The sequence below is a fragment of the Aureimonas sp. OT7 genome (assembly GCF_014844055.1).
GTDB classification, from domain to species: domain Bacteria; phylum Pseudomonadota; class Alphaproteobacteria; order Rhizobiales; family Rhizobiaceae; genus Aureimonas; species Aureimonas altamirensis_A.
The window spans coordinates 4112122-4136399 of the sequence record NZ_CP062167.1 but is presented as its reverse complement, the minus strand read 5'-3'; the positions used below and the strand labels follow the sequence as shown (position 1 = coordinate 4136399).

The following is a 24278-nucleotide window of genomic DNA, read 5'->3' as shown; positions in this document are numbered from 1 at the left end:
GGCGCGCCTTATAGGGAATATGGCGCTGAGCGTCAACCGAGATTCAGTGTCTCAACGCTGGCAGACGGGGCAGAAGAAGGTCGAGCGGCCCGACTGCACGATCCGTGCGATGGTGCCTGCGCAACCTTCGTGCCGGCAGGGCTGTCCCTCGCGGTCGTAGGCGGCGAAGGCATGCTGGAAATAGCCGAGGCTGCCGTCGGCCTGCCGGTAGTCGCGCAGCGAGGAGCCGCCGGCCGCTATGGCGTCGGCGATGGTCTCGCGGATATGGACGGTCAGCCGCTCCAGCCGTTCCGTCGCCTGTCCGGAGGCGCGGACGAGGGAGCCCGCGCTCCTGCGCGGCGACAGGCGTGCCCGCCACAGCGCCTCGCACACATAGATGTTGCCGAGCCCGGCAATGATCGTCTGGTCGAGGAGGGCGGACTTCAGGGGCGCTGCCCGGCCGGCGAGGCGCAGGGCGAGATACCCGGGCGACAGCGCGTTGCCCGTCGGCTCAACGCCGAGGTTGCGGAACATCGGGTCCTCGGCCATCTGCGCACGCGTCAGAAGACGCATGAAGCCGAAGCGGCGTGGATCGTTGTAGACGATGCTGGGCGTGGAGCCGTCCGGCCGCTGGAGATGGATCGCCACATGATCGTGCAGGCGACCCTCGGCCCTCGGATGGTGGAAAAGGCCGGGCCTGTCCGCTTCGGCATGCGGCCTTTCGATGCGGAAAGATCCCGACATGCCGAGGTGCATGGCGAGGATGTCGTCGGTTTCCAACTCGCAAAGCAGGTATTTGGCGCGGCGCGACAGCGACAGGATGCGCTGGCCGGCAAGCCGTTGCGCAAAATCTCCATCGAAGGGGAACCGCAGGTCGGCCCGGTTGAGCGCAACCGAGATTATGGTGGCGCCTTCCATCGCAGGGGCGAGCCCGCGTCGTACGGTTTCTACTTCCGGTAGCTCAGGCATGGCCCTATCTGAGTTGGTGCCGACGCGGCTGTTTACGCGTTTCCCTTGGCGCGGGAAACGCTTTACAGGTTTCCGCGCGATCGGCCGGTCTCGAATCGAAGGGCCGATCCCGAACCAGAAGGCTTTCGCTTATGTCGCGCAACCGCATCACCGACGCCGATGGCATGGAAACCTCCTACGGCTTCGAGACCGTCTCCGGCAAGGCAGAGAAGCAGGCCCGCGTGGACGAGGTGTTCCACCGCGTCGCCAGCCGCTACGACCTGATGAACGACCTGATGTCCGGAGGCATGCACCGCCTGTGGAAGGACGCGCTGGTCAACTGGCTGGCCCCGTCGCGCCGGCCGGGCTGGCGTTTCGTCGACGTGGCCGGCGGAACCGGCGACGTCGCCTTCCGCATCGTCGAGGCGTCGAGGCGCAATGCGCAGGGCACGGTGCTGGACATCAACGCCTCGATGCTCGGCGTCGGCGCGGAACGCGCCGCCAAGCGCGGCCTCCAGGACAATCTGACCTTCGTGGAAGGAAATGCCGAAAGCCTGTCTTTGCCGGACGGCGATTTCGACGCCTACACCATCGCCTTCGGCATCCGCAACGTGCCGCGCATCGACCTTGCGCTGGCCGAGGCCTACCGCGTGCTCAAGCCGGGCGGCCGTTTCCTGTGTCTCGAATTCTCCGAGGTCGATCTTCCGGTGCTCGATAAGGTCTACGACGCCTGGTCCTTCCGGGCCATTCCCGCCATCGGCGAGGCAGTGGCCAAAGATCGGGCATCCTATGCGTATCTTGTCGAGTCGATCCGCAAATTTCCCAATCAGGAGAATTTCGCGTCGATGATCCGCACGGCCGGCTTCGAACGCGTATCCTGGCGCAACCTGTCGGGTGGCATCGCCGCCATCCATTCCGGCTGGAAGATCTGACCTTGCTGGGTTCGCTGTACGGTATCGTGGCGCTGCTGCGCGCTGGCTGGGTGCTGATGCGCGAAGGCGTGATCTCGGCCCTGCCGGCCGAAGGGCTGCCACCCGGGCCGCGACTTGCGCACAGGCTGGCCGGCCTGGTGGCGCGGCGCTCGGCGCGGCGCAAGGCACGCTCCGAACGGCTGTCGCAGGCGTTGAACCGGCTGGGCCCATCCTATGTGAAGCTCGGCCAATTTCTTGCGACACGGCCCGACATCGTCGGACAGAGCCTGGCGCTGGAGCTCGGCCATCTGCAGGACAGCGTGCCGCCGTTCCCGACCGCACTAGCCATCGCGACGGTGGAGGCATCGCTTGGCCGCACCATCGACGACCTTTTCCTGAGCTTCGGCGAGCCGGTGGGCGCGGCGTCCATCGCGCAGGTGCACAAGGCGCGCGTGCGGACGCCGGACGGAGAGCGGGACGTGGCCGTGAAGGTCATCCGCCCCGGCGTGCGCGCCCGCTTCCGCCGCGAGTTGAACGCATTTGCCTTCATCGCCCGGATGATGGAGCGTTTCGTGCGCTCGTCGCGCCGCCTGCGGCCCGTGGCCGTCGTCGATACGCTGGCGCAAAGTACGCGGATCGAGATGGACCTTCGGCTCGAGGCTGCCGCCTCGTCCGAGATGGCCGAGAACATCCGCAACGACCCCGGTTTTCGCGTTCCGGCCGTCGACTGGGAGCGGACCGGCCGCGACGTCCTGACGATGGAGTGGATCGACGGCATCAAGATGAGCGACGTCGCGGGCGTTGCCGCGGCCGGGCACGATCTGAAGGCGCTCGGCGTCAATGTCGTGCAGAACTTCCTGCGCCAGTCGATGCGGGACGGCTTCTTCCATGCCGACATGCACCAGGGCAATCTCTTCGTCGCACCGGACGGCGCCATCGTGGCCGTCGACCTCGGCATCGTCGGCCGCCTCTCGTCGGACAGCAGGCGCTTCCTGGCGGAGATCCTCTACGGCTTCATCCGCCGGGATTACCGACGCGTCGCCGAAGTGCATTTCGAGGCCGGCTATGTGCCCCGCAACCAGGATGTCCTGTCCTTCGCGCAGGCACTGCGCGCCATCGGCGAGCCGATCCACGGCCAGCCGGCGGAAACCATATCCATGGGGCACCTGCTGACCCTGCTCTTCGAGGTGACGGAACTGTTCGACATGCGCACCCGGCCCGAACTGGTGCTGCTGCAGAAGACGATGGTCGTGGTGGAAGGCGTCGCCCGAAGCTACGATCCCAGGTTCAACATGTGGGAAGCCGCCGAACCCGTCGTGTCCGACTATATCCGTGGCGAACTCGGCCCCGCGGCCAAGCTGTCGGAGCTGCGCGACGTGCTGGAGGCCATCGTGAAGATCGGCCGCCGCCTGCCCGACTATGCGGTCGGGCTGGAGGTGCTCGGCAAGCACTTGCCCGACCTGGTCGACAACGGCATCCGCATCAACGACGATTCCCTGCAGGAACTGGCGCAGGATACCAAGGCCGGCATCCTGTTCGGGCATATCGCGCAATGGATAACGGCTATCGGCGTGGCGGCGATCGCCGCCAGCCTGCTTCTGAGGTAGGGCGATGGAGAGCACGCTCTCGGGAAAACGCATTCTCCTGGTCGTCGGCGGCGGCATCGCCGCCTACAAGGCGCTCGACCTCATCCGCCGCCTCCGGGAGCGCGGCGCCGCCGTGACGCCGATCCTCACGGCGGCCGGAGCGCAGTTCGTGACGCCGCTGGCCGTGGGCGCGCTCTCGGCAACGCACGTCTACGACGATCTTTTCTCGCGCGACGATGAACAGGATGTCGGCCATATCCGGTTGGCGCGCGAGGCGGACCTGATCCTCGTCGCGCCGGCGACCGCCGATCGCATGGCGCAGATGGCTGCCGGCCTGGCCGGCGACCTGGCCGGCGCCGTGCTGCTGGCGGCGCGCTGCCCCATCCTGCTTGCTCCGGCAATGAACCCGGCCATGTGGATGCACCCTGCCACCCGGCGCAGCGCAGCCCTGCTTGAACGGGACGGCATCGGCTTCGTCGGTCCCGAGCACGGGGAAATGGCCGAAGCGGGCGAAAGCGGACTTGGCCGCATGAGCGAGCCGCTGGCCATCGTTGCCGCGGTCGAAGCCCGGCTGGCCGCCCAGGGGGGCAAGCCGCTGTCCGGCCGTCGCGCCGTGGTGACGTCCGGCCCCACGCATGAGCCGATCGACCCCGTGCGCTACATCGCCAACCGCTCGTCCGGGCGGCAGGGCCACGCCGTGGCCGAGGCCCTGGCCGAGGCCGGCGCGCAGGTGACGCTGGTCTCCGGCCCGGTCTCCATCCCCGATCCGGCGGGCGTGCATGTCGTGCGGGTGGAGACGGCCTTGCAGATGCTGGCCGCGGTGGAGGCCGCACTTCCGGCCGATATCGGCGTTTTCGTCGCCGCCGTCGCCGACTGGCGGGCTGCGGAACAGGCGAGCGACAAGATCAAGAAGCGCGTCGGTGAGGCGCCGGGGCCGCTGGCGCTCGCCGAAAATCCGGACATTCTCGCGACGATCGGCCACGGTCCGGGACGGCCGCGCCTGGTGGTCGGCTTCGCGGCCGAGACATCGTCGCTGATGGGCAATGCGCGGGCCAAGCTTGAGCGCAAAGGCGCCGACATGATCGTTGCAAACGACGTGTCCGGCGATGTGATGGGCGGCACGCGGAACCGCGTCCATCTTCTGACGGCGGCGGGTGCCGAGGACTGGCCGGAATTGCCGAAAGCGGAAGTCGCCCGGCGGCTGGCCCGCCGCTTCGCCACCATGCTGGGGGATATGGAATGAGCATCGACGTCAAGGTGAAGCGCTTGCCGCATGCCGCGGACATGCCTCTGCCGGCTTACGAGAGCGCCGGGGCGGCGGGCGCCGACCTGCGCGCCGCCGTCGCGGACGTGCTTGAGATACCGCCGATGGGCCGGGCATTGGTGCCGACCGGCCTGTGCTTCGAGATACCGGACGGTTACGAGATGCAGGTCCGGCCGCGTTCGGGCCTTGCGGCCCGCCACGGGATCACCCTTCTCAACACGCCGGGCACGGTTGATAGCGATTATCGCGGCGAGGTGAAGGTGATCCTCGTCAATCTTGGCGACACCGCATTCGAAGTGCGGCGCGGCGAGCGGATCGCGCAGGCCGTCGTGGCGCCGGTTACGCGCGCCCGCTATACCGAGGCCGACGATCTTGCGGAAACCGGACGCGGAGCCGGCGGTTTCGGCTCCACGGGACAGTGAGGGCAGGTGTCATGAAAGAGCATGAAACGCATGTCGTATCGCAGTTCGGGCCGCAGGCGGCGGCTTACGTGGCGAGTGCGGTTCACGCGTCGGGGCCCGATCTGGAAGCCCTCGAGCGCATCGTCGCGGCAAAGCGCCCCGAAAACGCGCTGGACCTCGGCACCGGCGGGGGGCACGTCGCCTATCGTCTCGCAGCCCATGCGACGCAGGTGACGGCCGTGGACCTGTCTGCCGACATGCTGGCCGCCGTCGCGGCGACGGCGTCGGACAGGGGTCTGGGCAACCTTCTGACCGTCGAAAGCGCTGTGGAAACGCTGCCATTCGAGGACGGCGCATTCGACTTTCTCGCCTGCCGCTATTCCGCGCATCACTGGAGCGATCTCGAAGCCGGCATCCGCCAGGCACGGCGCGTCCTGAAATCCGGATCGCCGGCGGTTTTCATCGACGCGGTCGCGGCCGGTTCGGCGCTTGCCGATACCCACCTGCAGGCGGTGGAGCTTCTGCGCGACACCTCGCATGTCCGCGACTACAGTCCGGCCGAATGGATGGCGGTGCTGGCGCGCACGGGTTTTGCCGTCGAAAATTCGCGCATGTTCAGGGTCCGGATGGACTTCAAGGTGTGGATAGCGCGGATGCGCACTCCGGACGAGAATGCCCGCGTCATACGCAAGCTGCAGGACGGCGCGTCGCAGTCCGTGCGCCGGCATTTCGCCATCGAGGACGACGGCTCTTTCATGCTGGACGTCATGATGGTCGAGGCGCGCGCCGCCTGAACAAATTGTTGTCGCCAGGCGTTTGTCGGGCAGAATTTTCTCCAAGTCGTCGCCGTGGCGTGGTGTTGCAACCTGGCGTCGAAACCGCCCTGGCGGCTAGACTGGACGATGAGAAGACGGGAGAGCACCATGGACAAGACGGTCAACGACCAGATCGCGCGGACGCACGGACGCGGACGCGTCTACGATTCCATCCTGGACACGATCGGCGATACGCCGCTGGTCCGCATCGACAAATTCGCCGCCGAAAAGGGCGTGAAGGCGAAGCTTCTGGCCAAACTGGAGTTCTTCAACCCGATCTCGTCCGTCAAGGACCGCATCGGCGTCGCCATGCTGGAGAAGCTGGAGGCCGATGGCGCGATCGAGCCCGGCCGGACTGTCCTGGTGGAGCCGACATCCGGCAACACGGGTATCGCGCTGGCCTTCGCGGCGGCGGCCAAGGGCTATCGCCTCATCCTGACGATGCCGGAGACGATGTCGCTCGAGCGGCGCAAGATGTTGCGCCTTCTCGGTGCGGATCTTGTCCTGACCGAGGGTGCCAAGGGCATGAAGGGCGCCATCGCCAAGGCCGAGGAACTGAAGGCGGAACTGCCCAACGCGGTCATCCCCCAGCAGTTCGAGAACCCGGCAAACCCGCAGATCCACCGCATAACCACGGCGGAGGAGATCTGGAACGATACGGGCGGCAACGTCGATATCTTCGTATCGGGCATCGGAACCGGCGGCACCATCACCGGCGTCGGGCAGGTGCTGAAGGCGCGCAAGCCGGACGTGCATATCGTGGCGGTGGAGCCGGAGGCTTCGCCCGTCCTGTCGGGTGGCAATCCGGGGCCGCACAAGATCCAGGGTATCGGTGCCGGCTTCGCGCCGCCGATCCTGGACAAGACCGTCTATGACGAGGTGGTGACGGTTTCCAACGACGACGCCTTCGAAAACGCCCGTCTTCTGGCCAGGATCGAAGGCATCCCGGTGGGCATTTCGTCCGGCGCGGCGCTGACGGCCGCCGTCAAGGTGGGCCAACGCCCCGAGAATGAGGGAAAGACCATCGTCGTCATCATCCCTTCCTTCGCCGAACGCTATCTGTCGACGGCGCTGTTCGAGGGCTTGGGCGACGAAGAGCCTGCCAAGCCTGCCGACCGTCCGGCCGGCGGCGCCATCTAAGGGGTCTCAGCGGCGGCTGACCCGCATGGGCAGGCCGCCGCGCGGCTGAACGGTGATCTTCTGCACCGGGTAGGGCTGCTCGGTGCCGACATAGTCGAAGCGCAGATGCCGCATGAGGCTGGCGAGCGCGATGACGCCCTCGTGCATAGCGAAGCTCGACCCGATGCAGACCCTGGGGCCGACGCCGAAGGGCAGGTACTGGAAGCGGTCCAGCTTCTCGCGTTCGCCCGGCATGAAACGGTCCGGTATGAAATAACCGGGCCTGTCCCAGTAGAGTTCGTTGCGGTGGACGAGCCACGGCATCACCAGCAGGGAGGCACCGGCGGGAATGTCGATACCGCCGACCGAATCGTCGGCAAGCGCCGTCCGGTTCAGCGACGGGGCGGGCGGATAGAGGCGCATCGCCTCTTCCAGTGCGGCCCGCGTGCGCGGCAGCCTGTCCAGCCACTGGGCCGGATCGGGCAGGCCGTCCAGTGTGGCGTCCAGCTCTTTCTCGACCTTGCGGCGCTCGTCCGGGGCCTGCGCCAGCAGATAGAGCGTCCAGCCCAGCGCACGCGCGGTCGTCTCGTGGCCTGCGCCGATAAAGGTGATGATGTTGTCCTCGATCTCGGACCGCGACAGCCCGTCGGCCTTCAACAGCATCGTCAGGAAATCGTTGGGTGCCGCGTCCGGGGCGCGCTCCAGCATCGCGATGCGCCGCTCCATCGTGTCGGCGATCAGCCTGCGGAAGTAATTGGTGCTCCGCATGCCGATCAACCGGTTGATGCGTGGCAGGAAGGCGGGGGCATCGAGTATGTCCAGCGGATCCACGCGCCCCATGCGCGCCAGGAACGTTTCCATGGAGCGGGCGAATTCCTTCGGCTCGCCGGTGATGTCGTCCGAGAACAGCGTCGCCTGCAGGATATCGTAGGTCAGCAGCGTCATCTGGAAGGCGACGTCGACCGGTCCGCCGCTTTTGGCGAGCCCCTCGGCGAAGCGTGCGCTGCGGGCCGCCATGACGGGCGTCAGCCCATCTATGTTGCGCGGCGTGAAGACCGGGGCGAGCGCTTTTCGGGTGCGCTTCCACAACTCCCCTTCGGCCGTCAGCAGCCCGTCGCGCAGCATGGGGCGCAGCACCCGCTGGCGTAGAGGCTGCATCGCGTAGTTGCGGGCGTTGTCGACGAGGCAGTGGCGGATGCCCGCCGGATCGTTGACGATGACGGTGGGCACCCGCAGCCAGTTGGCCTTGAGATACGGCTCCTTGAAAGCGCGCGATCCCCATATCTCGATGGGGTTGCGCGATGCCGTCAGCACGAAGCCGAGCATTCCGAGCGGCTTGGTGTGGGGCGTCGGGGCCGGGGCCAGGAACGGCTCTGTGATTGTGTCCATGCCCCCTCATATGGGAAGGCCGGAACCCCAGGTCGAGCTTTGGCCCATGCTTTCATTTTCGCCCGAAAATGCTTATATTCAGGAAGCTTGATAAGCCGCAGTCGCGGCAGGGCAAGCGGCGATTCGCCGCCAGTGCCGCAGCCGCGCCAATGAAGGATTCCCATGTCGCAAGCTGAAGAGACGAACACCGGCGTCGACGCCGAGTATGGCGCCGATTCCATCAAGGTTCTCAAGGGCCTCGATGCCGTTCGCAAGCGGCCCGGCATGTATATCGGCGATACGGATGACGGCTCGGGCCTGCATCACATGGTCTACGAGGTGGTCGACAACGCCATCGACGAGGCGTTGGCAGGCCACGCGACGCATGTGACCGTCACGCTGAACGCCGATGGCTCATGCACCGTCACCGACAACGGGCGCGGTATCCCGACGGATATCCATCAGGGCGAGGGCGTATCGGCGGCGGAGGTCATCATGACCCAGCTGCATGCCGGCGGTAAGTTCGACCAGAATTCCTACAAGGTATCCGGCGGTCTGCACGGCGTCGGCGTATCGGTCGTCAACGCGCTGTCCGTCTGGCTGCGCATGAAGATCCGGCGCAAGGGCAAGATCCACGAAATGTCCTTCACGCATGGCGTGCCGGACGCACCGCTTGCCGTCACGGGCGATGCCGGTGCGGAGACGGGTACCGCCATCACCTTCCTGCCGTCCACCGATACATTCTCGCGCACCGAGTTCGATTTCGCGACGCTTGAGCATCGGCTGCGTGAGCTTGCCTTCCTGAATTCGGGCGTGCGCATCATCCTGACCGACAAGCGGCCCGCCGACGAAAAGCGCGTCGAGCTGTTCTACGAGGGCGGCCTGGAGGCGTTCGTGCGCTATCTGGACCGGGCCCGCAAGCCGCTGATGCCCGAGCCTATCGTCATCCACGGCGAAAAGGACGGCATGACCGTCGAGGCCGCCATGTGGTGGAACGATTCCTACCAGGATACGGTGCTGGCTTTCACCAACAACATCCCGCAGCGCGACGGCGGAACCCATATGGCCGGTTTCCGGGGCGCGCTGACGCGCCAGGTCACGGGCTATGCCGAAACCTCGGGCATCCTCAAGAAGGAAAAGGTGACGCTGACCGGGGACGACTGCCGCGAAGGGCTGAGCTGCGTCCTGTCGGTGAAGGTGCCGGACCCGAAATTCTCGTCGCAGACAAAGGACAAGCTGGTCTCCTCGGAGGTGCGGCCGATCGTGGAAAGCCTCGTCAACGAGGCGCTGGCAACCTGGTTCGAGGAGCATCCGCAGGAAGGGCGCATCGTCATCGGCAAGGTGGTCGAGGCCGCGTCGGCCCGCGAGGCCGCCCGCAAGGCGCGCGAATTGACACGGCGCAAGGGCGCGCTCGACATCACGTCGCTGCCGGGCAAGCTCGCCGACTGCCAGGAACGCGACCCCGCCAAATCCGAGATCTTCATCGTCGAGGGTGACTCGGCCGGCGGCTCGGCCAAGGGCGCGCGCTCGCGGCAGAACCAGGCGATCCTTCCGCTGCGTGGCAAGATCCTCAATGTCGAGCGCGCGCGCTTCGACCGGATGCTCGGCTCCGACCAGATCGGAACGCTGATCACGGCGCTCGGCACGTCCATCGGCAAGGACGAGTTCAACCCCGACAAGCTGCGCTACCACAAGATCATCATCATGACGGACGCCGATGTCGACGGCGCCCACATCCGCACATTGCTGCTCACCTTCTTCTTCCGGCAGATGCCGGAGCTGATCGAGCGCGGCTATGTCTACATCGCGCAGCCGCCTCTGTTCAAAGTCACGCGGGGCAAGCAGAGCCAGTACCTGAAAAACGAGAAGGCACTCGAAAACTACCTGATCGACGGTGGGCTGGACGATGCCCTGCTGCGGCTGACCTCCGGCGAGACGCGGGCCGGCAAGGACCTGCGCAGCGTCGTGGACGACGCGTTGTCGGTACGCCAGATCCTGAGCGGCCTGCATACCCGCTACGACCGGGCCGTGGTTGAGCAGGCTGCGATCGCCGGTGCCTTGACGCCCGAAATCGCCGAGAGCGGCGCGGATGCGCCCTACATGGCCGAACGCATCGCCAAGGCGCTCGACGCCATCGCCGAGGAAACGGAGCGCGGCTGGACCGGTGAGTCGACGTCGGACGGCGGTTATCGATTCCAGCGTCTCGTGCGCGGCGTGCAGGAGGTGCAGGTAATCGATGCGGCGCTGATCCATTCGGCCGACGCCATCGCGCTCAACCGCATGGCTACGCGCCTTGCCGAAGTCTATGCGCAGTCGCCGACGCTCAAGCGCAAGGAGACCGAGCGGTCGATCAGCGGTCCGGTCGATCTCCTGAATGCAGTGTTCGAGGTTGGCCGCAAGGGCATCTCGCTGCAGCGTTACAAGGGTCTCGGCGAGATGGACCCTGAACAGCTCTGGGAAACGACGCTCGATCCGGAGGTGCGCTCGCTTCTGCAGGTCAAGATCAACGACGCGACCGACGCCGACCAGCTCTTCTCCCGCCTCATGGGCGACGAGGTGGAGCCGCGCCGGGAGTTCATCCAGGAGAATGCGTTGCAGGTAGCCAACCTGGACGTCTGATCGAACGTGCGAGGCGCCGACAAGGCGCCTCGACCTCAGGCAGCGAGCTGGCTGCGGATGACGTCGCTGCGATGGCGGAAGACGCTGTCGCGGGTCAGGTGCTCTGCCGAAGCGCCGGCGGCGCGGATCAACGTCGCCAGCACGCCGCGGTTCGCGTCGAGCCCGGCAATGGTGTCGGCAAGGGCCTCGGGGTTGCCGCGAGGCACCAGCAGGCCGGCGCCCTTCTCGTCGATCAACCCGGCCGAATAGGGGTCCTTGTAGCCGATCAGCGGCGTTGCCGAATGCAGGCTCTCGATGAGATTGCGGGGCGACTCGTCGCTCAAATGGCAGAACATCAACAACTGGGCGTCGCGATAGGCGGCTCGGACACGGTCCGGATCGGACACGAAACCTTCGAAGACGAGCTCTTCTTGCGTCAAGCCCGCCTTCTCTGCAGCGGTCCGCATGGCACCGAGAAGTTCGCCGTCACCCAGCCACCGGGCCTTGAACGAAACGCCGCGCGCCTTCAGCGCCACAAGCGCGGCGACCCATTCCAGCGGCCCCTTCATCGGTGCGGCGCGGCCACAATAGACGATGCGCAACGGCCCGCTGGCCGCGCCTTGCGCCTTCGCCGAGACTTCTCCTTGAGTGAGCCTGTCGTCCGCGTTGAAGTGTATGTCCTCCACCTGGTGCGGATTGCGGGCGATCGGCTTGAAGTGGTTGAAGACCGTTGCCCCGTGTAGCAGGCTCAATTGCGCGCCGCGCACCGCGCGCTTCTCGTTCCGCTCCATGATGGCCATCTTGAGCGCCGTCTTGAGACGGCCCTTCAGGGATGAGTCGCCTTCGGCCTTTACCACCTGCGACTCCACCCTGTCGAACCAGACCGCGTGGGCGATGCCGTGCCGCCTTGCAATGGCAGCCGCGATCTCGCCCGGATCGCCCAGCCAGCCGCCATAGGCGAAGCTGTGGTAGTGGGTCTCCCGCATCATTTGCAGCATGGTTTTCGACAGCGCCTTGCGTTGGCTGAAGAGGATCTTGAGATCGTAAGTATTGGGGATCGGCACGAGCTTGATGCCGGGCTCCGTCAAGCCGCCCTCTGCGGCGTCTTCCCAGCCCTCCGGCGGGGGGGCATCATGGCAAATGGCAAAAGCGACGAGGCGCGAGAAGTTTTCCTTCCACGCATGCAGGCCGGAAATCGTCTGCCGTTCGGCGTAGAGCCGCCCGCCATGGCGATAGAGCGGGGCGCTGAAGCCCAGCATCAGGGAATTATCCGTGCATGTCATCGTCGTTCTCGCTGTCTGCGGGGCGGCGGTTTTCGTCAGGATAGACGGACCGCGCCACCGGAGCCATATCGCCCGGGTCCTCCATGTGGATGAGCGCCGATCCCGCATTCGGTATCAGGCCGTGTCCTTCAAGCCGGGCGGCCCTTTCGACTGCGCCGCGCGGGATAGAGCCCTGCGAAAGGACGGCGATCGGGCCCCCCGCGCCCGTCACCTTCAGCGCCAGCCAAGCCCGGGCGCAACGTGCTTCAGGATATTCTCGATCACATGCGCATTGTAATCGACCCCGAGCTGGTTGGGCACGGTGAGCAGCAGCGTATCCGCCTCGGCGATGGCTTCGTCGTCGGCCAGAAGCCGGATGAGGGCGTCCGGCTCGGCGGCATAGTTGCGGCCGAAGATCGAGCGCGTCCTGTCGATGACTCCAACCTGGTCGCGGGCATCGCCGCCGCGTCCGAAATAGGCGCGGTCTTCGTCGCTGGTCAGGGCGAAGATACTGCGGCTGACCGATACGCGCGGCGTGCGGGCGTGGCCCGCTTCTTTCCAGGCTGCACGATACGCCCGGATCTGCCGTGCCTGCTGCACATGGAAGGGCTCGCCGGTTTCATCGGTCTTCAACGTCGAGCTTTGCAGGTTCATGCCCAGAACGGCCGCCCAGACGGCGGTGGCATCGGATGCCGCGCCCCACCAGATCCGGTCGCGAAGGCCTTCCGAATGCGGCTCCAGCCGCAAGAGGCCCGGCGGGTTGGGAAACATGGGTTGCGGGTTCGGCTCCGCAAAGCCCTGGCCCTCGAGCAGCTTGAGCAGCGTTCGGGTCCGCTCCCGGGCCATGTCCGATTCGGTCTTGCCCTCGGCGGGCTGGTAGCCGAAGTAGCGCCAGCCATCGACGACCTGCTCGGGCGAGCCGCGGCTGAGGCCGAGCTGCAGGCGTCCACCGGCGATCAGGTCTGCCGCGCCGGCATCCTCCGCCATGTAGAACGGGTTCTCGTAGCGCATGTCGATGACGGCGGTGCCGATTTCGATCCGTTTCGTACGGGCGCCGACGGCCGCCAGCAGCGGAAAGGGCGCGGCAAGCTGGCGGGCGAAATGATGCACGCGGAAATAGGCGCCGTCGGCGCCCAGTTCCTCGGCTGCTACGGCCAGATCGATAGACTGCAGCAGGGCGTCGCCCGCCGTGCGCGTCTGCGAGCCCGGCGCAGGAGACCAGTGCCCGAAGGAGAGAAACCCGATCTTCTTCATCTCGACTATCCTTTTCGGCCCGATTGCCGGGCCTGCGAGCTATCGAGATAGGCGCCACCGGCGCCATCGGCAATTTGCAGATCGGAAACGCAGTGTCGCCGCTTTCCCTATTGCGTCAGCGCGCCGGCCGCGAAGTGCTCATGGCCATGCGCCCGCGCTTGGACGATGCCGGGGAACGGGTCCTGCGGCGGGGTGAACTCGGGGGGCATGCGCATCATCGGCAGAATGCGGTTCAGGACGGCCTTGGCGGTCGGCACCGCGTTCCAGCCCGCCGTGCGGAAGCCATGCGTGCCTTCGACGGGCTTCGGCTCGTCGAGCATGACGAGAATCAGGTATTTGGGCTCGTGCGCCGGAACGAGCCCCATGAAGGAGGTCATCACCTTGCCCTTGGCGTAGCGTCCGTCGATCACTTTTTCGGCGGTGCCCGTCTTGCCTCCGACATGGTAGCCGGCGATCGTGGCGCGGCGGGCAGAGCCGTCGATGCCGTTGAGCCGCATGAGGTAGCGCAGCGCCTCGCCGGTCGACGGCGATATGACGTCCTCGGCGATGATGCGGTCTTCCACCGGCGTATCCTTGATGAAGGTCGGCCGGATCAGCCGGCCGCCATTCACCAGCGCCGCCACGCCCATGGAGGCCTGCAGCGGTGTCACGGCCAGCCCGTGCCCGAATGCGATGGTGGCGGTGTTGACCGCGCCCCAGTTGCGCGGAACGATCGGGGCGGCGCTTTCGGGCAGCTCTGTGGTCAGGCGCGTCAACTGGCCGAGCGCCCGCAGGAATTCCTTGTGCCTGTCGACACCGATCTGCATCGCCATCTTGGCGAACACGATGTTGGACGAAACGAGGAAGGCTTCCGGCATGTTCAGCGGGCGCTTTTCCCCGCGATAATCGCTGATCGAAAACCGGCCGAAGCGCAGGGGATTGGTCGCATCCACGACGGAGTGGATGTTGAAGGCGGTGCTGTCGAGGCCCATCGCCATGGTGAGGGCCTTGAAGGTGGAGCCCATCTCATAGACGCCGACATTGATGCGGTTGATGTTCTCCTTCTTGTGCGCCTCCGTCGGGTTGTTCGGATCGAAATCCGGCAGGGACACCAGGGAGACGACTTCGCCGCTGTTGACGTCGAGCACCAGGCCCGCACCGCCGATGGCGTCGTAATGGTCGATCGCCTTGCGTAGTTCGTCGGCGAAGGCGTGCTGGACATAGAGGTCGATGGACAGGTTGACGGGGTCGAGGTCCTCGCGGCGGTAATCCATGCCGGCGGACCGCAGGACGTTGAGACCGCTCTCGTCGATCCAGCTTTCGATGCCGGCGATCCCGAGATTGTCGATATTGACGGCACCCAGTACCTGCGCCGCGGCCCCGCCATTGGGATACAGGCGGCGCACCTCGGGCCGAAAGCCGATGCCGGGCAGACCGAGATTGTGGATCGCCTGCTGCTTGGCCGGGGTGATCGAGCGGCTGACCCAGGTAAAGCCGGACTTGCCGCTGAGCCGTCGATACAGCGATGCCGCATTCAGCTCGGGCAGGATGGTCAGGAGTTGTTCGACGGTCTCGTCGGGATCGATCACGCGGCGCGGCTCGGCATAGACGGAGAACATCACGATGTCGCGCGCCAGGATTTCGCCGTTCCGATCCAGGATGTCGGGCCGTGAATGCGATGGGGCTGCGCGTGCAAGAACCGGCTCGGCGGGCTCCAGCGTGGTCAGGTGTATAAGTCGACCGAAGATCGCAAGAAATGCCGCCGAGAATACGGCCAGCAGGACGTAGGTTCTGAAAGACGTTGCAACTTGGTTCATTTTACCCGGGGGTCGGACTATACTGCCAATGCAGGTTCGCCCGAACCGTAGGGTGCCTCTGTTAACTGTCAGTTAATCACAGAACTGTGTCTTCTGACACGGAATTTTGGTTTGCGAAGACCGAGTCTCGATCCTTTTCGGCCTTGCCGCGCGGTGGGGCATAATGCCCGTGCGCGGTGGTGCGCAGCCCCAGCGTCACCAGCGCCTGCGCGAAGGTTATGGCTGCCGCGACGCCGTCCACCACCGGCACGTCGTGCCGCTTGGATAGCTGGGTGGCCAGCGACGTCATGCCGGCACAGCCAAGAACGATGGCCTCCGCCCGGTCATCGGTGATGGCGGCGGCGATCTCCGCCGAAAGGCGCGCCATCGTGCGGTCGGGGTCGGCCTCCAGCTCCAGCACGGGAATCTCGCTGGCGCGTACCGTGGCGTGGCCGGCAAGGCCGTAGCGCATGAGGTTGTCTTCAAGGATAGGCACCGACACGGACAGTGTAGTGACGATCGTGAACCGGCGTGCGATGAAGCTGGCCGCCCTGGCGCCGGCCTCGCCGATGCCGATGACGGGCGCCGACAGCAGCGAGCGTGCGGCGTCCAGCCCCGTATCGTCGAAACAGGCGATCACATGCGCGTGCGCGCCCTCGGCCTCGGCGGCGCGCATCAGTGCCAGCATGCCCGGCACGGCCATCGCGCCGTCGACCGACCCTTCGATGGAGAGCGGGCCGGCGGTGTTGGTGCGGGCGTCGATGCGGGTGCCGGGCGCGGCGACCGTGCGCGCGGTCTGTGCAACGCTTGCCGTCATGGCAGCGGTGGCGTTGGGGTTGACGATGGACAGGATCACGCCGGCACTCCCTCCGGCTCGGCAAGGACACAACGCACCATGCGCCGCGCCCCCAGCTCCACTGCCAGGGGTGGCGTCTGGTGGCAGGTTTGCCGGGCATGGCGGCAGCGCGGCGCAAACTGGCAGGCGGTGGGCGGCTCGGACAAGGAGGGCGGTGCACCGGGGATTGTCTCCAGGCGCGACCCGCCGGGATTGCCGTGCACGGTGGACGCCAGGAGTCCCTGCGCATAGGGGTGGTGGGCATCGCGGACGACATCGCGCAACGCGCCGCTTTCCACGATCTGGCCGGCATACATGACCGCGATCCTGTCGCAGATTTCCACCGCGACGCCGATATCGTGCGTCACGAAGATCATCGACATGCCGAACTCGGCCTGCAACTCGCGCAGCAGCAACAAAATCTGGATCTGCACCGTCGCGTCCAGCGCCGTCGTCGGCTCGTCGGCCAGGAGAATTTTGGGCCGGCAGGCCAGTGCCAGCGCGATCATCGCGCGTTGGCGCATGCCGCCGGACATCTCGTGCGGATAGGCATCGAGCCGGCTGGCGGCAGAGGGAATCCTCACGCGTTCCAGCATTTCCAGGGCGCGCGCGCGGCCGTCCCTGCGCGAAACACCCTCATGCCGCACCACCGATTCCGCTATCTGGTCGCCGATCGTGTAGACCGGGTCCAGCGCCAGCATCGGCTCCTGGAAGATCATCGAAACGGTCTTGCCGCGAAAGGCCGACAGGGCCTTGTCCCCCATCTGGATCACGTCCTGCCCGGACACTTCGATGCGACCGCCGATGGTGGTGCGCCGCTTCGGCAGAAGACGCATCAGCGCCCGCAGCGTGACGCTCTTGCCCGAGCCGGATTCTCCGAGAAGGCCAAGCACTTCCCCCTGCTTCACGGTCAGCGAGACATCGTTGACGGCATGGACGGTGCGCTCGCCGGAAAACCGGACGCTGAGGTTGCGGACGTCCACGACATTCGTCATTGCGGGTCTCCCGGCAGTTGCGGCACGGCGCGATGGAAGTCGGTTGCCCGCTGAAAGCCGGCGCCCAGCCGCAGGATACGGTCTTCCTCGAAGGGGCGACCCACGATCTGCAAGCCGATGGGAAGGCCCGTATCGCTTGAGCCCGCCGGCACCACGAGGGCGGGCAGGCCCAGATAATTGACCGGGCGCATCAACCGGGTGATCCTCTGGATCACCGCCTCCGCGCTGGGCCCCCCGCCGACATCGCTTTGCGCGATGCTGGGAGAGGCGCTGGCGCTGACGGGCGCCAGGAAGGCATCCACACCCTCCACCGCTTGCAGATGCTCCGTCAGCGCGATCGCCCGCCAGCGCAAGGCTTCCAGATAGGTGACGGCCGGGATGGCCAGCCCGTTTTCCAACCGTGCGCGAACCTGCGCGCCGTAGTCTTCCGGCCGTTCGGCCAGCCAGCGCCGGTGGAAGGCGGCTGCTTCGCAGGCCAGCAGAATCTGCCCGGCCGCCGAAAGGCGCATCTGATCGGGAAGGGTAACGGAAACGATTTCCACGCCTTCGCCGCGGAACGCGTCCAGCGCCGCTTCGAAAGCCCGCGCCGTCGCCGGTTCCAGCCCATCGAGATAGAAGGCGTCCGGCACGCCCAGCCGCATGCCGCGTACGCCCAGCCGACAGGCAGCGGCGTAATCGGGCACCGGCACCGGCAGCGCGGTCGGGTCGCTGCTATCGGGCCCGGCGATCGCCTGCAGGACCAGGGCGCAATCCTCTGCGGTCTGCGCCAGCGGCCCGATCGTATCGAGCGAGTGCGACAAGGGCATCGCCCCGAACCGGCTGACCCGTCCAACGCTTGTCTTCAACCCGGTGACGCCGCAGAAATTAGCCGGCATGCGGATGGAGCCGCCCGTATCGGAGCCCAGCGCGGCCGGCGTCAACCGTGCGGCGACGGCGGCGCCCGAGCCGGACGACGATCCGCCAGTCACATGCAGAGGATTCCACGGATTTCCGGCGGCACCGAAATGGGCGTTGTGGCCGGTCGGCCCATAGGCGAATTCGGCCATGTGCAATGTGCCAAGGCGAACGGACCCCTGATCGGTCAGGCGTTTCAACGCGGTGGAATCCGTATCGGCGATCCAGTCCCGCCGGATCCTGGAGCCGCAGGTGGAGATCTTGCCGCGCGCGTAGAACATGTCCTTATGAGCAAAAGGCACGCCATCGAACGGGCCAGTAGCCCTGCCTTCGGCAATGCGGGCATCGGCAGCGTCGGCCGCTTGAAGGGCCTCCTCGGGCTCGATGGCGATAAAGGCGTTCAGAACCGGCTGCCACTCAGCGATACGGCTGAGGCAGGCTTGCGTCGCCTCCCGCGAGGATAGCTGGCGGCCGGCGATGGCGGCGGCAAGCTCGGCCAGTGTCATCAGGGCGGGGTCGGTCGAATGGCTCATGCGTCCTGCCCACTTTGCATCTGCACGGCGATGAACCGGGCCGGCTCCGCCTCGAAGGGTAGGGTCGCCTCGACGGCGGAGAACGCCAGAAGGGCAGGGCCGATTGCCGTTGCGATACGGTCTGCGTCTTGCGGTGAAACAGGATGGCCGGCCAACGCCGCCGAACCTGCAACCGTTTCCCTGGTCAGTGGCGATGTCATGCTGAAGCTACCTCTCCCGATTTCGAATGCCCCGAACCGGATATGGCCATGTGGCACGCCGCCTGATGCAATGGCGCGACGTCGACCAGCGCCGGGGCGCTTGCCGAGCATACCGGTTCGGCGAAGGGACAGCGCGTGTGAAAGCGGCATCCCGATGGCGGATCTATCGGATTGGGCGGATCGCCCGAAATCGGCGCCTGCGTCGTGCGCCTGTCCGGATCCAGCGTCGGCATGGCCGCAAACAGGGCGCGCGTATACGGGTGACGCGGTTCGTTCCAGAGGCTTTCGGACGGGCCGATCTCGACGACCTCGCCCAGATACATCACCAGGATCCTGTCCGAGATGTAGCGCACGACGTTCAGATCGTGGCTGATGAACAGATAGGTGAGGTCGAACTCGGCCTTCAGGTCGTTGAGCAGGTTCAGCACCTGCGCTTCGACCGATTTGTCGAGTGCCGACACCGCCTCGTCCAGGATGACGAGCCGCGGCGACAGGGCCAGCGCCCGGGCGATGTTGACGCGCTGACGCTGGCCGCCGGACAATTCATGCGGGTAGCGCGCTGCGAAGGTCTGCGGGTTCAGGCCCACCCTGCCGAGAAGGTCGCGCGCCAGGTTCCGGGCCTGCGTATCCGCAACGCCGTGCACCTTCGGCCCGAAGGCGATGGAATCCTCGATCGTCAGGCGCGGGTTGAGCGAGGCGTAGGAATCCTGAAACACCATCTGCATGCGCCGGCGCAGATCGCGTAGCGACAAATCGTGTCCGATGCCTTGCCCGTCATAGATCAATTCGCCCTGGTCGGGCGACATCAGGTGCATCAGCAGCCGGGCGGTGGTGGACTTGCCACAGCCGGATTCTCCGACCACGCCCACTGTCTCGCCCTTGGCCACGTCGAAGGAAACGCCATCCACGGCGCGCACCACGCGCTTTTTCTCGAATGGGCCGCCGCCGACGCGGAAGTGCTTGGTCAGCCGGCGCACGGTCAGAAGCGGCTGCGACCGGCCGCCGACATCGTCGGCCGGGGCTAGGGCGGAGGCGATCATAGTCAGTTCCTGATGTCCATGGCCGAGCGCAGCCCGTCGCTCAGCATGTTGAAGCAGATGGAGACGGCGAAGATCATCAGGCCGGGCAGGGCCGCGATCAGCGGCTGGCTATAGATCGCCGTCCGCAGCGTATTGAGCATGAGCCCCCATTCGGGTTCGGGCGGGCGGGTACCGAGGCCGAGGAATGACAGGCCGGCCGCCAGGATCATCGACACCGAAACGAGGCTGGTGGCGTAGATGAAGATCGGCCCCAGCACGTTGCCCAGCACATGCACGCGCATGATCGTCAGCGCCCCGGCCCCGGAGGCGCGCGCGGCATCGATGAAATCGAGCGAGCGCACGCTGGTCGTGACGCTTTCGGCAACGCGCGCGATGGGCGGAATGAAGACGATGGTCAGCGACACGATGGAATTGAGGATGCCGGCACCGAGCGCGCCGGAGATCGCGATGGCTAGCAGCACCGACGGAAAGGCGTAGAAGACATCGATGGTGCGCATGATGGCGGCATTGGTCCAGCCGCCGGAATAGCCGGCCAGGATGCCGAGCAACGAGCCGATGACGAAGGCGTTGAACACCGGCAGAAGGCCGATCAGCAGCGACAGCCTGCCGCCGTAGACCAGCCGGGAGAGCATGTCGCGGCCGAGTTCGTCCGTGCCGAGCGGATATCCTTCCGTGCCGATGGGGCGCAGGCGCCGCAGCATCGAGCCCTGATACGGGTCGGCCAGGCCGAGCCAGGGCGCGAACAGGGCCGACAGAAGGATAAGCAGGAGAATGCCGAGGCAGGCCATCGACAGACGGTCGCGGGCAAGCCGGCGTCCGACGGTGCGCCAGTAGCCGCGCGTCTTTTCGACGGGCGCCATGACGGGCAGGGCCTCTGTTGCGACCGACATCGCTCAGCTCCGCTTGATGCGAGGATCGATCGCGGCCTGTGCCAGATCGACGATCAGGTTGAGGAAGACGAAGAACAGCGCCAGCACCAGGATCGTGCCCTGCAGCAGCGGCAGGTCGCGCTGGAAGATCGCCGAATTCAGCAGGAAACCCGTTCCAGGCCAGGAGAAGACCGTCTCGATGAGGATCGATCCACCCATGAGGTAGCCGAGCTGCAGGCCCATGACGGCAATGGCCGTAGGGGCCGCGTTCTTGATGACATGGGCGAAGATGCGCCCTTCGCCGAGGCCCTTGGCACGCAACGCCTCGACGAAATCCTGGTTGAGGATGTCGCCGACAAGGGCCCGCACGGTCCGCGTGACGATGCCCATGGGAATGACGGCCATGGTAACGGCCGGCAGGATGAGGAACTGGATATGGCTCCAGTTCCAGCTCCATGCGCCGGACCCGGCGCCGACGGCCGGCAGCCATCCCAGCCGGACCGAGAAGACGATGACGAGCACCATGCCCAGCCAGTAATGCGGCACCGACACGCCGGCGATGGCGATACCGGTCGCCACCCGGTCGATGATCGTGTCGCGGAAATACCCGGCCAGAAGGCCAAGCCCGAGCCCCAGAAAGAACCCGATCAGCGCGGCGACGCCCGCCAGAAGCAGTGTGTTGCCCACGGCGCGCAGCACTTCGGCCAGCACCGGGCGGCCGGATGCGATGGAGGTGCCGAGATCGCCGCCCAGCGCATTCATGATCCACAGGCCGAATTGCACCGGCAGGGGGCGGTCGAAACCGTAGGCGACTCGCAACTGCGCCTCCAGCGCGGCGGAGGCATCCGGCGGCAGGATGGATACGAGCGGATCGCCTGGCGCGATGTGAACCAGCAGAAAGCACACGAGCGCCACGAAGAAGACGATGGGCACGACGGCGACAAGGCGCTTGACGGCATAGACGAGCATGGAGCCGGACTTCCCTGATCTGGCGAAGGGGCCCCTGCGGGGGGCCGCCTCCGCCGAACGCTTACTCGCCCATCGTCACGGGCGAGAAATCGACGAACCACGAGCGCGGCTGAACGAAGTTCTGTACGCGCGGGCTCATGGCGCGGGGGCCGACATCGTGCGCCACCCACAGGAAAGCCGCATCATCGACCGAGGCCGCATGCAGTTCGGCAAGAGCCGCGTCACGCCCTTCGGCGTCGAAGGTCGTGCGTGCCTTGTCCACCAGCGCATCGAAGTCGGGATTGTCGATGAAGCCCCAATTGTTGGATGTCGGCGGCGCCATCTCCGACTGCAGGAAGCGGACCATGGCGAAGAAGGGGTCCATTGCCGCATAGGTGACATTGATGGCGTTGGCGCCATTGGCGGACGGATCGTTGGCTCCGCGTCGCCAGTTGGTGAAGAGGGTGTTCCATTCGATCACGTCGAGTTCGACGGCGAAGTGGCATTCGGCCAATGCCTGCTGGATATATTCGTTCATCGGCAAAGGCTGCATCTGCCCGGAGCCCGAAGCCGAAGTCTGCGTCTTCACGGCAAGGGGATTTTGGGCCGAGTAGCCGGCCGCCTCCATCAGCCGGCGGCCTTCCTCCGGATCGAACCGGATTTGGAATTCCGGGTTGCCGCGCCACGGATGCCCTTCCTCGACGGTGCCGGTGGCCGGGGCCATCAGCCCGCCCAGCAGCCCGTCGCGCATGCCCTCGCGGTCGATGCACAAATTGGCCGCCTTGCGGACGTCGATGTTGTTCCACGGCGAGCCTTCGAGCCTGGAAAACTGCCACGGCCAGACATGCGGCTGCTCGTTTGCCTCGATGGTGAAGCCACGCCCCTGGATTTCGGGGATGGCGTCGGGGGCGGGCGCCTCGATCCAGTCCACCTGGTCGGCCAGAAGGGCCGCCGTGCGCGCGTTGGCCTCCGGCATGGGCAGCAGGATCATGCGCTGTGTCTTCGGCACGCGCGCTTCGTCCCAGTAGTCTTCGTTGCGGACGAGTTCCAGCCGCTCGCGGGGCACGAAATTGTCCATCTTCCACGGCCCGGTGCCGGAGGCGCCGGCGGCGAACCGCTCCCATGCCTGCGCGGCGCGGTTGTCGCCCTCCGGAAGGGCATCGTAGAGCGTTTGCCAGTGCGCAGGGCTGGCCATGAACAGATTGGACAGGTTGATGGGCAGGAAGGAATCCGGCTCCGACGTGGTCAGCTCGACCGTATACTCGTCGATGGCGCGGGCCGAGCGCAATGTCGGCATGCGCGATGCCGTCACGCCCACCTGGCTGGCGTCGAATTGCGGTGCGTCTTCGTTGAGCACCTTGTCGACGTTCCACACCACGGCGTCCGCATTGAAGGGCGATCCGTCATGGAACGTCACGCCCCGGCGCAGCGTGAACGTCCATTTGGTGGTGTCACCGTCATTGACGGCCCATTCGATGGCAAGGCCGGGAATGAGCGCCGAGGGCTCCTCGGCCTTGGACAGATCCCACATCGTGAGGGCGTCGTACATTGTAAGGCCGGTGAAGCGGTTGCCTTCGAAACCCTGATCCGGCTGGCCCAGCGTGCGCGGTATGTCGGCAGCCGTCATGCCGATCCGCAGGACGCTTTCGGTGTCCTGAGCCTGCGCAAGCGATGCAGACAGCACAAGAAACGCCGTAGAGGAAAGAAGAAATCTAATCATCGACCGTCGGAGTCCCTGTTGTTCATCGCGCAGGCGATGGGCGTGAAACATCGTTCGCTCACGGCATGGGCCGTGACCGTTGCTTTGATCTCGGTGAACTTTGCGTGAAACGCGCTTACGCAAATTCCGTAGAACGCTTCGAATGATGGCAAGTAAGCCCATCACGACAGGCGCGGTCAACCACCGATTGCGATCACATGCACGTTTGCTCAACAGTTGAATTCAATGCCTAAGAGTTAGGCATATACGCTTCGGGCAATCAGCCGCCGGCCAGGCGACGCAGCTTTCCGAGCTTGGTTTCCGCCGGCTCGTCGTAATCGAGCGTGCCGACGAAACGCCCGTTCGGCCCCATTAGGAGTACGGAGGCGGTATGGTCCATCGTGTAGCCGCCATCCTCGAGCGGCACCCGCTGAACATGGATCTTGAAGGCGTCGGCAGCGGCCTCCACCTGGGCCTGTGTGCCCGACAGGCCGATCATGCGGCCGTCGAAGGCCTGGAGATAGCGCGAGACCTGTTGCGGTCCGTCTCGTTCCCAATCGACCGACACGAAGACGAAATCGATGGCGTCGGCCTGCGGGCCGAGGTCCTTCATCAGGCCGCCGAGCTCGTACAGGGTCGTCGGGCAGATATCCGGGCAGAAGGTAAAGCCGAAGAAGATCGCGGCGGGGCGCCCCGACAGGTTCTTTTCGGTGAAGGGATTTCCGGCGGTATCGGTCAGCGTGAACGGTCCGCCGATATCGGCGACGGAGATGGAAGCGCCCGGCGTCGGCTGCCGGTCCTGTCCGCCGACCATGGCCGTGAAGGCGGCCAGCGTCGCACCGACGACGAGGCCCGCGCCGGCCAGAAGGGCGATGTGGCTCCAACGCATGTTCCATCTCCTTGTGCGGGCCGGATCGCATATTCGGGCGTGCCTGTCACCAGCGTTTACCTGCGAGGGGAAATCACTTTATGGAAGGTTGGGAGT

The 24278-nt window shown here is 66.0% G+C and carries 21 protein-coding genes; 7 read left to right on the top strand and 14 right to left on the bottom strand.

Features of this window, described 5'->3' with window-relative positions:
* Window positions 1-51: 51 nt before the first annotated feature.
* Window positions 52-948, bottom strand: a complete 897-nt coding sequence (gene mutM / locus IGS74_RS19830) for a bifunctional DNA-formamidopyrimidine glycosylase/DNA-(apurinic or apyrimidinic site) lyase (RefSeq protein WP_192388516.1) — start codon at window positions 946-948, stop codon at window positions 52-54.
* Window positions 949-1079: 131 nt separating this feature from the next.
* Here mutM and ubiE point away from each other — a divergent pair, with 131 nt between their 5' ends.
* From ubiE to cysK, 6 genes are all read left to right on the top strand, one after another.
* Entirely contained in the window at window positions 1080-1859 is a 780-nt protein-coding gene (ubiE, locus tag IGS74_RS19825) for a bifunctional demethylmenaquinone methyltransferase/2-methoxy-6-polyprenyl-1,4-benzoquinol methylase UbiE (protein ID WP_039195568.1), read from the top strand.
* Window positions 1860-1864: 5 nt separating this feature from the next.
* The gene (gene ubiB / locus IGS74_RS19820) at window positions 1865-3445 is read left to right on the top strand and encodes a 2-polyprenylphenol 6-hydroxylase (protein ID WP_281413071.1); all 1581 of its coding nucleotides are present in this window, start codon (window positions 1865-1867) and stop codon (window positions 3443-3445) included.
* 4 nt (window positions 3446-3449) lie between these two features.
* Window positions 3450-4667: a bifunctional phosphopantothenoylcysteine decarboxylase/phosphopantothenate--cysteine ligase CoaBC gene (gene coaBC, locus IGS74_RS19815; RefSeq protein ID WP_192388511.1), complete on the top strand. Its 1218-nt coding sequence runs from the start codon at window positions 3450-3452 to the stop codon at window positions 4665-4667.
* On the top strand, window positions 4664-5110 hold the full coding sequence (gene dut, locus IGS74_RS19810; RefSeq protein ID WP_192388509.1) for a dUTP diphosphatase: 447 nt from the start codon (window positions 4664-4666) through the stop codon (window positions 5108-5110). Before coaBC ends, dut begins: the two co-directional genes overlap by 4 nt.
* 11 nt (window positions 5111-5121) lie before the next feature.
* On the top strand, window positions 5122-5883 hold the full coding sequence (locus IGS74_RS19805) for a class I SAM-dependent methyltransferase (protein ID WP_192388507.1): 762 nt from the start codon (window positions 5122-5124) through the stop codon (window positions 5881-5883).
* Window positions 5884-6036: 153 nt separating this feature from the next.
* A complete protein-coding gene (gene cysK / locus IGS74_RS19800; RefSeq protein WP_280940219.1) occupies window positions 6037-7044 on the top strand; it encodes a cysteine synthase A in 1008 nt (335 codons plus the stop codon).
* 6 nt (window positions 7045-7050) lie between these two features.
* Here the strand turns inward: cysK and IGS74_RS19795 are convergent, their stop codons facing one another.
* Window positions 7051-8412: a cytochrome P450 gene (locus IGS74_RS19795; protein WP_192388504.1), complete on the bottom strand. Its 1362-nt coding sequence runs from the start codon at window positions 8410-8412 to the stop codon at window positions 7051-7053.
* 162 nt (window positions 8413-8574) lie between these two features.
* On the opposite strand from IGS74_RS19795, the gene gyrB reads away from it, so the two are divergent.
* Entirely contained in the window at window positions 8575-11010 is a 2436-nt protein-coding gene (gyrB, locus tag IGS74_RS19790; protein WP_192388502.1) for a DNA topoisomerase (ATP-hydrolyzing) subunit B, read from the top strand.
* A gap of 35 nt (window positions 11011-11045) precedes the next feature.
* Here the strand turns inward: gyrB and IGS74_RS19785 are convergent, their stop codons facing one another.
* The 12 genes from IGS74_RS19785 to IGS74_RS19730 all read right to left on the bottom strand — a co-directional run bounded on the left by IGS74_RS19785 (window position 11046) and on the right by IGS74_RS19730 (window position 24182).
* Window positions 11046-12272 carry a glycosyltransferase gene (locus tag IGS74_RS19785; RefSeq protein ID WP_192388500.1) on the bottom strand — a complete coding sequence of 409 codons (1227 nt, stop codon included), beginning with the start codon at window positions 12270-12272 and terminating at the stop codon, window positions 11046-11048.
* Between the two features lie 213 nt (window positions 12273-12485).
* Window positions 12486-13505 carry an LLM class flavin-dependent oxidoreductase gene (locus tag IGS74_RS19780; RefSeq protein ID WP_192388498.1) on the bottom strand — a complete coding sequence of 340 codons (1020 nt, stop codon included), beginning with the start codon at window positions 13503-13505 and terminating at the stop codon, window positions 12486-12488.
* 107 nt (window positions 13506-13612) lie between these two features.
* The gene (locus IGS74_RS19775; protein ID WP_192388496.1) at window positions 13613-15301 is read right to left on the bottom strand and encodes a penicillin-binding protein 2; all 1689 of its coding nucleotides are present in this window, start codon (window positions 15299-15301) and stop codon (window positions 13613-13615) included.
* Between the two features lie 76 nt (window positions 15302-15377).
* Window positions 15378-16136, bottom strand: a complete 759-nt coding sequence (locus tag IGS74_RS19770; RefSeq protein ID WP_192388494.1) for an aspartate/glutamate racemase family protein — start codon at window positions 16134-16136, stop codon at window positions 15378-15380.
* Window positions 16133-17110 (bottom strand): ABC transporter ATP-binding protein, encoded by a 978-nt coding sequence (locus tag IGS74_RS19765; protein ID WP_192388492.1) that lies wholly within the window; start codon window positions 17108-17110, stop codon window positions 16133-16135. Before IGS74_RS19765 ends, IGS74_RS19770 begins: the two co-directional genes overlap by 4 nt.
* On the bottom strand, window positions 17107-18537 hold the full coding sequence (locus IGS74_RS19760) for an amidase (RefSeq protein WP_192388490.1): 1431 nt from the start codon (window positions 18535-18537) through the stop codon (window positions 17107-17109). The genes IGS74_RS19765 and IGS74_RS19760 overlap by 4 nt, the downstream gene beginning before the upstream one ends.
* On the bottom strand, window positions 18534-18737 hold the full coding sequence (locus tag IGS74_RS19755) for a hypothetical protein (protein WP_192388488.1): 204 nt from the start codon (window positions 18735-18737) through the stop codon (window positions 18534-18536). The genes IGS74_RS19760 and IGS74_RS19755 overlap by 4 nt, the downstream gene beginning before the upstream one ends.
* The gene (locus IGS74_RS19750) at window positions 18734-19777 is read right to left on the bottom strand and encodes an ABC transporter ATP-binding protein (RefSeq protein WP_192388486.1); all 1044 of its coding nucleotides are present in this window, start codon (window positions 19775-19777) and stop codon (window positions 18734-18736) included. Before IGS74_RS19750 ends, IGS74_RS19755 begins: the two co-directional genes overlap by 4 nt.
* Window positions 19778-19779: 2 nt before the next feature.
* Window positions 19780-20667, bottom strand: a complete 888-nt coding sequence (locus tag IGS74_RS19745; RefSeq protein ID WP_192388484.1) for an ABC transporter permease — start codon at window positions 20665-20667, stop codon at window positions 19780-19782.
* 3 nt (window positions 20668-20670) lie between these two features.
* The gene (locus IGS74_RS19740; RefSeq protein ID WP_192388482.1) at window positions 20671-21615 is read right to left on the bottom strand and encodes an ABC transporter permease; all 945 of its coding nucleotides are present in this window, start codon (window positions 21613-21615) and stop codon (window positions 20671-20673) included.
* A gap of 61 nt (window positions 21616-21676) precedes the next feature.
* Window positions 21677-23314, bottom strand: a complete 1638-nt coding sequence (locus tag IGS74_RS19735; RefSeq protein ID WP_246722747.1) for an ABC transporter substrate-binding protein — start codon at window positions 23312-23314, stop codon at window positions 21677-21679.
* Window positions 23315-23573: 259 nt separating this feature from the next.
* Window positions 23574-24182: an SCO family protein gene (locus IGS74_RS19730; RefSeq protein ID WP_192388478.1), complete on the bottom strand. Its 609-nt coding sequence runs from the start codon at window positions 24180-24182 to the stop codon at window positions 23574-23576.
* Window positions 24183-24278 lie beyond the last annotated feature (96 nt).